Raw genomic sequence first — 9,115 nt, 5'->3', positions numbered from 1 at the left:
GACTTGGCTTCCAACGGAGCTCCTGCACCGAACAGTGATCTTGGTCGACACCGTTCTAGCAGGAGCTCCGTGTCTATTTCGAGTGGTCTTGACTCCACTCACACACGCTTAACTACACGGCATTGCCGCTAGACCCCCTCGGCGGCGGGCTCGCGTGCCTCGACGGCGCCGGAGGCCGGGCCGGCGGCAGGCCGCAACACCGTGAACGCGAGCAGCGCGGCGGCCACGGTGAACCCGGCCCCCACCCACGACCCGACGTGCATCGCGGTGGTGAACGCCTCCCTGGCGGGCTCCGCCATGCCGAGCCTGAACGCCTCACCGATCGACTCCTGAGCCGCCGCGGGCACGCCGTCGGGCATGGACGAGGTGAACACCCCCGCCAGCACGCTGCCCAGCACGGCGATGCTCAGGGCGAGGCCCACCTGCTGGACGGTGTCGTTCAGCGCCGAACCGACACCGGCGTGCTCCAGCGGGATCGCCCCCATCAGCGACGCGTACGCCGACGGCCCGGCCAGCCCTCCACCCGCGCCCATCAGCACCAGGGCGCACATCAGCGGCAGGTAACCGGTGGTGCTCGCCATCACCACGAAGCCGGCGGCCATGACGAGCAGACCGCCCGAGACCAGCATCCGGTTGCTCACCTTCTTCCCGAGCCCCGCGCCGATCCCGTTGAACAGCACCGCGGCGGCGGCCTGCGGCAGCATGGCGAGCCCGGCCCGCAGTTCGCCGTAGCCCAGCACGAACTGCAGGTACTGCGTCAGCATCAGCATGACGGCGCCGGCGCCGAACGACATGAGCAGGATCGAGAAGGAGGCACCGCCGAAGTTGCGGTTCCTGAACAACACCAGCGGCAATATCGGGTGCTCGGAGCGGCGCTCCCAGACCACGAAGGCGGCCAGGGCGATCACGGCGAGGGCGATGACCAGGGGGTTCCACTCGCGTTCGATGATGACGTAGACGCCCGCGGTCAGGCCGACGATCGACAGCACCACGCCGACCGGGTCGATCTTCCGCCCGCCGCTGCGGGTCTCCGGCATCAGGACGTAGGCGGCGATGATGGCCACCGCCGCGATCGGGATGTTCAGCAGGAAGACCGAACCCCACCAGTAGTGCTCCAGCATGAAGCCGCCCAGCGTCGGCCCCGCGATCACGCCGAGCATGGCGACGCTGGCCCAGATGGCCATGGCCTTGCGCCGCTCGTCCTCGGCGAAGACGGTCATGAGGATGGACAACGTCGAGGGCATCAGGATCGATCCGCCGACGCCCATCAGCGCCCGCGCGCCGATCACCTGCCACGGCTCGGTGGCCAGCACCGCGAGCAGCGACGCCCCGCCGAAGAGGGCCAGGCCGATGACCAGGAACCTCCTGCGCCCGTACCGGTCGGACAGGCTGCCCGCGGTCAGCAGGAGGCCCGCGAAGACGAGCACGTAGGCGTCCAGGATCCACTGGATGTCGGAGTACGTGGCGCCGAGCTCCTCGATGAGCGACGGGATCGCCAGGTTGAGCACGGTGCCGTCCACGGTCAGCACCAGAAGCGAGAGGCACAGGACGACGAGAGTCCACCACCGACGGGGGTCTCGTACAGCGTTCGAGTTCACTCGCACAGTGTACGGCAAACCTCGTACGACGTGCGAGTGCTTTTATCATGGGCGTATGACCGGCAAGCAGTTCACCTCCGTATGGCTCCGCGAGCCGCGCAAGGCGGCCACTCCCGGCCGCAGCCGCGAGGAGATCGTCAGAGCCGCCGTGGAGATGCTCGACCAGGAAGGGCTCAGCGGGCTGAGCATGCGCAAGCTCGGCGCCAAGCTGAGCGCCGGCGCCACCAGCCTCTACTGGTACGTCGCCACCAAGGACGAGCTGCTGGAGCTGGCCTACGACGAGGTGTGGGGCGAGATGACCGTCCCCGATCCCGACCGGGTGGGCTGGCGCGACTCGGCCTCGGCCCTGGCCCACGGCATGCGCAAGGTGGTCCTGCGCCACCCGTGGTCGGCCGACCTCATCGGCCGCCTGCCCGCGCTCGGCCCGCACGCGATGGACGTCGCGGACCGTATGCGCAAGATGTTCAAGGCGGCCGGGTTCACCGGGCTCGACGTCGACTTCGCCAACGCCACGCTGACCGCCTACGTGTTCGGCATGACGATCCCCGAGACCGCCTGGAACGCCACGATGGGAGCCCGGTACGACGCCGACGAGATGCGCGCCGCGGTCGCCAAGGCCGCCGCAGGCCACCCCGACATGCTGGAGCGCATCAACATGGACAGCTACGACGATCCGCTGGCGATGCGGGAGATGTGTTTCGACTTCGGGCTCGTGTCGATGCTCGACGGCCTTGAGCGGCGGCTGGCGACGTAGCAGGATCCGAGACATGAGCGATTTCCGCGCCGCCCGTGACTTCCTTCTCGGCTCCGACCCCGACACCGCGCGCCGCGACTTCCGCTGGCCGGAGCCGTCGGAGTTCAACTGGGCGCTCGACTGGTTCGACGGGGTGCTGGCCGCGGAGACACCCGGCGCCGTCGCGCTGAAGATCGTCGGCGCGAGCAGCGCCTCCTACACCTTCGCCGAGTTGTCGGCCCGCTCCAACCAGGTCGCCCACTGGCTGCACCAGCAGGGCGTGCGGCGCGGCGACCGGATCCTGCTCATGCTGGGCAACCAGGCCGAGTTGTGGGAGTCGCTGCTGGCGGCGATGAAGCTGGGCGCGGTCATCATCCCCGCCACCACGCTGCTGACCGCGAAGGACATCGCGGAACGCATCGAGCGCGGCGGCGTCGCCCACGTGATCGCCAACGCCGCCGACGCGGGCAAGTTCACGGGCGGCGAATACACGAAGATCGCCGTCGGTGACGCCTACACCTGGCTGTCCTACCACGAGGCGTACGAAGCGCCCGAGCACTTCGTCCCCGACGGGCCCACCCGGGCACAGGACACGCTCCTGCTCTACTTCACTTCCGGCACGACCTCGCAACCGAAGCTGGTCGAGCACACGCACGCCTCCTATCCCGCCGGGCACCTGTCGACCATGTTCTGGATCGGCCTGCGGCCGGGCGACGTGCACCTCAACGTGTCGTCCCCGGGCTGGGCCAAACACGCGTGGAGCAACGTGTTCGCCCCCTGGAACGCCGGCGCCACCGTGCTGATCCACGACTACCAGCGCTTCTCCGCCCGCGCCCTGCTGGAGGTGCTGCGCGACGAGCGGGTCACCACGTTCTGCGCGCCCCCGACCGTGTGGCGGATGCTCATCCAGGAGGACCTCGCGGCCTGGCGGCTGCCGCTGCGCACGGCCGTGGCCGCCGGCGAGCCGCTCAACCCGGAGATCATCGACCAGGTGGCCAAGGCGTGGGGAATCACCATCAGGGATGGCTACGGGCAGACCGAGACCACCGCGCAGATCGGCAACGCGCCGGACGACCCGGTCAGGCCGGGCTCGATGGGGCGGCCGCTGCCGGGCTACGAGGTGGTGCTCATCGACCCGGTCTCGGGCGAGCAGGGGGACGACGGTGAGATCTGCCTGCCGCTGGACGACCGCCGCCCCCTAGGCCTCATGTCCGGATATGTCGGTGGATCTAGTGAAGCCATGCGCGAGGGCTTCTACCACACCGGCGACGTCGCCACCCGCGACCAGGACGGCTACATCACCTACGTCGGCCGCACCGACGACGTCTTCAAGGCCTCCGACTACCGCATCTCGCCGTTCGAGCTGGAGAGCGTCCTGCTGGAGCACGCCGCCGTGGCGGAGGCCGCCGTGGTCCCCGCCCCCGACCCGGTGCGGCTGGCCGTGCCGAAGGCCTACGTGACCCTCGCTCCCGGCTTCGAACCGGACGAGACGACCGCACGGGCCATCTTCGAGCACTGCCGCCGGGAGCTGGCGCCGTTCAAGCGGGTGCGGCGGCTGGAGTTCGACGAGCTGCCGAAGACCATCTCCGGCAAGATCCGGCGGGTTGAGCTGCGGGTACGCGAGCCTCGCCGCGAGTTCCGCGAGGAGGACCTGGCGCCATGACAAGAACTCACAGTGTAAATCCCCCTTTACCCGTTCTTACAGGCTGATCAGCTAGGCTCTGCCCCGTGTTGCCCACCATCGCCGATGTCCTCGCCTTGGAGACCGTGCGCCGGGGCAACCCGCGCGTGGTCGCGGGCGCCGACCGGCTCGACACCAAGGTGCGGTGGGTGCACGTCGGCGAGATCGCCGACATCGCTCATCTCCTGCGCGGCGGGGAGCTCGTCCTCACCACGGGCGTCGCGCTCCCCGACGACCCGGAGAAGCTCGCCGACTACATCGGCGAGCTCTCCTCCGTGGGCGCCTCGGGCCTGATCGTGGAGCTGGGCCGCAAGTTCGTCCGCGAGCTGCCGCGCGCCGTGGTCAAGACCGCCGAGGAGCACGGCCTGCCGCTCATCGTGCTGACCCGCGAGACGCCGTTCGTGCAGATCACCGAGTCCGTGCACGCCCGGATCATCGACATCCAGCTGGAGGAGCTGCGAGCCTCCGAGCAGCTGCACGAGGTCTTCACCGAGCTGTCGGTCGAAGGCGCCTCGCCCGCCGAGGTGCTGGCCCAGGTGGCCAGGCTGTCCGGCCGGCCCGTGCTGCTGGAGAACCTGGCCCACCAGGTGCTGGCCTGCGAGTCCGCCGGCCGCGACGCGGGCGCCCTGCTGGCGGGGTGGGAGAGCAGGTCCAGGGCGGTGGCCCCGGCCGAACGCACCGCGTACGACGCGGCCTCGGGATGGCTGGTCACCACGGTCGGCGCGCGGGGGCAGGACTGGGGGCGGCTGATCCTGATTTGCGACTCCTCGCCGAGCCCGCGCGACATGGTGCTGGCCGAGCGCGCCGCCACCACGCTCGCCCTGGGCCGCCTGCTGGAGCGCCACCAGGAGTCGCTCGAACGCCAGGCGCACGGCACGATCATCACCGGCATCCTCACCCACGCCTACGCCGACCCCGAGGAGGCCGCGGCCCGCGCCCGCGCGGTCGGCGTGCCGCTCACCGGGCGCAAGCTCGTCAGCGTGGTCATCAGGCCGACCGACCCGGTGGACCAGGCGCTGGACGGCCAGGCGCTGCTCGGCGAGCTGGCCGAGGCGACCGCCGCCGCCTGCCGCGACGCGCGGCTGCCCGCCCTCGTGGGAGCGCTCGACCAGGAGCGGGTCGGGGTCCTGATGCCGCTGCCGCCGCGCGCCGAGGCCGAGGCGGCGCTGACCGCGCTGGCCGACCGGCTGCGCGTGTTGTGGCGGCCCGGCTCGGCCTTCGTGCTGGCGGCGGGCTCGCTGGTGGAGTCCATCAGGGACGTACGCCGCAGCTTTCTCGAAGCCGAGCAGGTGGCCGACGTGGCGGTCCGCCAGCCGGACGGCCGGGCCTTCTACCGGCTGCCCGACCTGCGCCTGCGCGGCCTGCTCCACCTGCTGCGCGACGACGCGAGGTTGCAGACGTTCGCCGAGCGGGAGCTGGGCCCGCTGCTGGCCCACGACGCGCAGCGGGGCGGCGATCTCACCCGCATCCTGCGCATCTATCTCGACGCGGGCAGGAACAAGGCGGTCGCCGCCCAGAAGGCCCATCTGTCCAGGCCCGCCTTCTACGACCGCCTGCGCCGCCTCGAACGCATCCTGGACACCGATCTCGACGACGTCGAGTCCTGTCTTTCCCTCCATGTGGCTCTGCTGGCCCTGGAGTCCTTCCGCCGGGAGAGCCGGTGAGCAGCCCGATGTGCTGGAATGGGCGATATGTCTGATGTACTGATGCCCGATCTGGCCGACCTCGGCCGCATGCTGGCCACCGCGGGAGCCTTCTCGGTGCCCGTCCACGACGTGCGCCTGACCCCGGACGAGCTCGATCCCGGCCAGATCGTGGCGGGCGCACCCGCCGCCTCCTCACTGGAGCTAGGCGGGGGCCGCGGCATCTGGGAGATCACACCCGGCGTGGTGACGGACGTGGAGACCGACAAGATCTTCGTCGTGCTGTCGGGCCGCGCCACGATCGCCGTCGAGGGCGGCACCACGATCGAGGTCGGCCCCGGCGACGTCGGACTGCTGGCCGAGGGCGCGAGAACCACGTGGATCGTGCATGAGACGCTCCGGCAGGTCTATCAGACCCGGCAACCCGCATGAACCGCTCACCATCGCCCGTGCGCCACTCCGCGTCGCTAGAACCCCATCGCGGCCCGCACCTCGTCGAGGGTGACGACCGCCCGTTCGCGCGCCCGCTCGTCGCCGTCGGCCAGGATCTGCCGCACGTCCTGCTCTGAGTGCTCCTTCCTGCGCTTCCTGATCGGGCGCAGGAACTCGTTGACCGCCTCCGTCACCAGGCGTTTGAGCGCGGCGGCGCCACCGTACCCGATCTCCTCCGCGACGTCCTGCGGTGACCGGCCCAGGCAGATGGCCGCCAGCGTGAGCAGATTGGCCACCTCGGGGCGGTACGTCTCGTCGAACGTGATCAGCCGGTCGGAGTCGGTGCGGGCCTTGCGGATGAGGGCGGCCGTCTCGTCCTCGGTGGCCGACAGGGTGATCGCGTTGCCGCGGCTCTTGCTCATCTTGCCGCCGTCGAGCCCTCTGAGCAGCGGGTGCTTCCCCATCATGGCCTCGGGCAGCGGGAACACCTCGCCGTACCGCTCGTTGAAGCGGCGAGCCACCAGCCGCGTCATCTCCACGTGCGGAAGCTGGTCCTTGCCGACGGGCACCAGCGTGCCCTTGCAGAACAGGATGTCGGCCGCCTGGTGCACCGGATAGGTGAACATCAGGCCGCTGACCGCCCGCTGCGAGCTGTGCGCGATCTCGTCCTTCACCGTGGGGTTGCGCTGCAGCTCCGCCACCGACACCAGGCTGAGGAACGGCAGCAGCAACTGGTTCAGTTCGGGAACCGCGCTGTGCCGGAAGATCGTGACCTTGGCCGGGTCGAGCCCGACGGCCAGGTAGTCGAGCAGCAACTCGGTGATGTTCCGCTGGATCTTGCCGGGCAGGTCGCGGTCGGTGATCACCTGGTAGTCGGCGATCAGGACGTACATGGGATGGACGTCCTGCAGTTGGACGCGATTGGCCAGCGAACCGAAATAGTGGCCCAGGTGCAGCGGCCCGGTCGGACGGTCACCCGTGAGCACGACGTCTTTCATGGTGTCTCTCCTTTGGGATTAATGCCGTCCCGGAGAGAACCCGCACGTTAACCGGGCCGTCTCGAGACGGCCCGGACATGGGGAATCAGTGGCCGTCTACAGGCCACCACCACATGCCGCTCTGTGTCATATCCGAATTGTATCCACTGGTGGTGTCAATCTCGTAACCTCTCCACTTCTTTCGCGTGTTCGCCTGCCTTAGAGACCTTGATCTCGTCAGGATGGTGCGGTCCTTTTACCGCCCTCTGGAGAATTCATGTCTCGACGCACCCTTGCCGGCGGCCTGGCCATAGCCGCGGCACTCACCCTCACCACGCTGCCGGTCGCGTCCGTCGCGGCCGAGCAGGCGTCGGTCAGGTTTCCGTCGGCCAAGTTCCCGCTGGGCACCCGGCCCGCGGCGACCAGGAAGATGACGACCGTGGCACAGGGCATCGACCTGTACGACGTGCAGGCGGGCACGTCGACCGACGGTTACACCGTGACCGTGCTGATGCCGTCGGGCCGCGACTACGGGACCCTCCCGACCGCCGAGGCCAAGGCGGCCGAGGTGGAGGCCGCCGGGGAAACCCCCAGCCTGCAGAAGGTGGTCAGGCCCGGCGTCGCCGACGCCCCCTCCCAGACCGTGTACATGGTGCGGGTCGGCCTCTGGTCCTTCAAGGACAAGAAGAAGGCCGAGAAGACCGCCAAGCAACTCGCGAAGGCCGACCTGAAGGTCAAGGTCGACTACCTCGGCGACGACGGCCTCAAGACCACGGGCCCCTGGAACGTCAAAGTCGTCATGATCGACAGAAAGGCCTTCCGCGGCTCGTACGTGGCCTCGCTCGGCAAGAGCGTGGCCAAGCGCGAAACCGTCTCGTCGATGGCCAAGGCAGCCAAGGCGCTGGTCGGCGTCAACGGCGGCTTCTTCAATATCCACACCGCCAAGGCGCTGCGCGGCGAGCCCGTCGGCGCGTCCGTGGTGAACGGCAAGCTCCTGAGCGAGGCCGTCCCCGGACGCTCGGCCGTGGTGCTCAGAGGCAGGTCCGTCAAGATCACCGAGCTGAAGACGTCCGTGACCGCGATCTCGCAGGACGGCGAGAAGACCGAGGTCAACGGCGTCAACCGGGCTGCCGCCACCGACGAACTGGTCCTCTACACCGAGGAGTACGGCGCCAAGACCCCCGCCGGCGGCACCGACGCCGTGATCGACGCCGACGGCAAGGTCGTCGGCCTGCGCGCCTCCGGCGGGAAGATCGTCAAGGGCATGCGGGTGCTGCACGGCAACGGCGTGGGCGCCGACTGGCTCAACGAGCATGCCTGGCAGGACTGGAAGGTGAAGATCGACACCAAGGTCGTCGACCTGCGCACCAACAAGGCACTCAAGCTGACCCCCGAGTTGAACGTCATCGCGGGCGGCGTCGGGCTGGTGCGCAACGGCAAGGTCAGGATCACCGCCAAGCGTGACGGCCATGACTCGATGAACATGATCCTCCGCCGCCACCCGCGCACGCTCCTCGGCACCACCAGGAACGGCAGCCTCATCCTGGCCGCCATCGACGGCCGGCAGCCCGGAGTGACCGTCGGCGCGAACTTCGTGGAGGCAGCCCAGTTCATGCGCTGGCTCGGCGCCGAGCAGGCCATCAACCTGGACGGTGGCGGCTCGACAGCGATGGTGGTCGACAACAAGGTCGTCAACCGGCCCTCTGACGGCTCGGAACGCGGCATCGGCGACGCTCTCCTGGTCCTCCCCAAGTAACGCCCGGAGCCACCGCCCAGAACCAGCCGTAAGGGACCCGTGCCACCACGCACGGGTCCCTTGTCCAGTTGCGGACGCCGCAGTTCCAGGGCGTCGCTCCACCGGACTCCCGGCTGAGCATTCAAGAGAGGCTTTCGACGCGGCCCGGTCGCGGAGGTGCCCCAACACAAAAAGAGGGGGTTTCGACGCTGTGCGCGTCGAAACCCCCTCCAGAAAGATTGTCCGGCGGTGACCTACTCTCCCACACCCTCCCGAGTGCAGTACCATCGGCGCAGAGAAGCTTAACTTCCGGGTT

At 69.3% G+C, this 9,115-nt stretch carries 7 protein-coding genes; 5 read left to right on the top strand and 2 right to left on the bottom strand.

What is annotated here, in order from left to right; all coding sequences use genetic code 11:
* Positions 1-128: 128 nt before the first annotated feature.
* A complete protein-coding gene (locus ABGA98_RS45505) occupies positions 129-1,598 on the bottom strand; it encodes an MFS transporter (protein ID WP_347624721.1) in 1,470 nt (489 codons plus the stop codon).
* A 55-nt stretch (positions 1,599-1,653) separates the two neighbouring features.
* On the opposite strand from ABGA98_RS45505, the gene ABGA98_RS45500 reads away from it, so the two are divergent.
* The 4 genes from ABGA98_RS45500 (at position 1,654) to ABGA98_RS45485 (ending at position 6,087) form a co-directional block, all read left to right on the top strand.
* The gene (locus ABGA98_RS45500; protein ID WP_347624720.1) at positions 1,654-2,352 is read left to right on the top strand and encodes a TetR/AcrR family transcriptional regulator; all 699 of its coding nucleotides are present in this window, start codon (positions 1,654-1,656) and stop codon (positions 2,350-2,352) included.
* 13 nt (positions 2,353-2,365) lie between these two features.
* Entirely contained in the window at positions 2,366-3,994 is a 1,629-nt protein-coding gene (locus ABGA98_RS45495) for an AMP-binding protein (RefSeq protein WP_347624719.1), read from the top strand.
* A gap of 65 nt (positions 3,995-4,059) precedes the next feature.
* Complete coding sequence (locus ABGA98_RS45490) at positions 4,060-5,676, top strand: PucR family transcriptional regulator (protein ID WP_347624718.1); 1,617 nt, start codon at positions 4,060-4,062, stop codon at positions 5,674-5,676.
* A gap of 27 nt (positions 5,677-5,703) precedes the next feature.
* Entirely contained in the window at positions 5,704-6,087 is a 384-nt protein-coding gene (locus tag ABGA98_RS45485; protein WP_347624717.1) for a cupin domain-containing protein, read from the top strand.
* A gap of 35 nt (positions 6,088-6,122) precedes the next feature.
* Here ABGA98_RS45485 and trpS read toward each other — a convergent pair whose 3' ends face one another.
* On the bottom strand, positions 6,123-7,085 hold the full coding sequence (gene trpS, locus ABGA98_RS45480; RefSeq protein ID WP_347624716.1) for a tryptophan--tRNA ligase: 963 nt from the start codon (positions 7,083-7,085) through the stop codon (positions 6,123-6,125).
* A 256-nt stretch (positions 7,086-7,341) separates the two neighbouring features.
* On the opposite strand from trpS, the gene ABGA98_RS45475 reads away from it, so the two are divergent.
* Complete coding sequence (locus ABGA98_RS45475) at positions 7,342-8,820, top strand: phosphodiester glycosidase family protein (protein ID WP_347624715.1); 1,479 nt, start codon at positions 7,342-7,344, stop codon at positions 8,818-8,820.
* Positions 8,821-9,115 lie beyond the last annotated feature (295 nt).

The organism is Nonomuraea sp. B1E8 (genome assembly GCF_039871515.1).
Taxonomy (GTDB): domain Bacteria; phylum Actinomycetota; class Actinomycetes; order Streptosporangiales; family Streptosporangiaceae; genus Nonomuraea.
Note: the sequence above shows the minus strand (reverse complement) of the source record. Positions and strands in the feature narration are given on the sequence as shown.

What these genes read in the sequence shown, in the direction of transcription:
- ABGA98_RS45500 (WP_347624720.1), top strand. Translation starts at nt 1,654, where the DNA reads ATGACCGGCAAGCAGTTCACCTCCGTATGGCTCCGCGAGCCGCGCAAG.
- ABGA98_RS45475 (WP_347624715.1), top strand. Translation starts at nt 7,342, where the DNA reads ATGTCTCGACGCACCCTTGCCGGCGGCCTGGCCATAGCCGCGGCACTC.
- ABGA98_RS45485 (WP_347624717.1), top strand. Translation starts at nt 5,704, where the DNA reads ATGTCTGATGTACTGATGCCCGATCTGGCCGACCTCGGCCGCATGCTG.
- trpS (WP_347624716.1), bottom strand. Translation starts at nt 7,085, where the DNA reads ATGAAAGACGTCGTGCTCACGGGTGACCGTCCGACCGGGCCGCTGCAC.
- ABGA98_RS45495 (WP_347624719.1), top strand. Translation starts at nt 2,366, where the DNA reads ATGAGCGATTTCCGCGCCGCCCGTGACTTCCTTCTCGGCTCCGACCCC.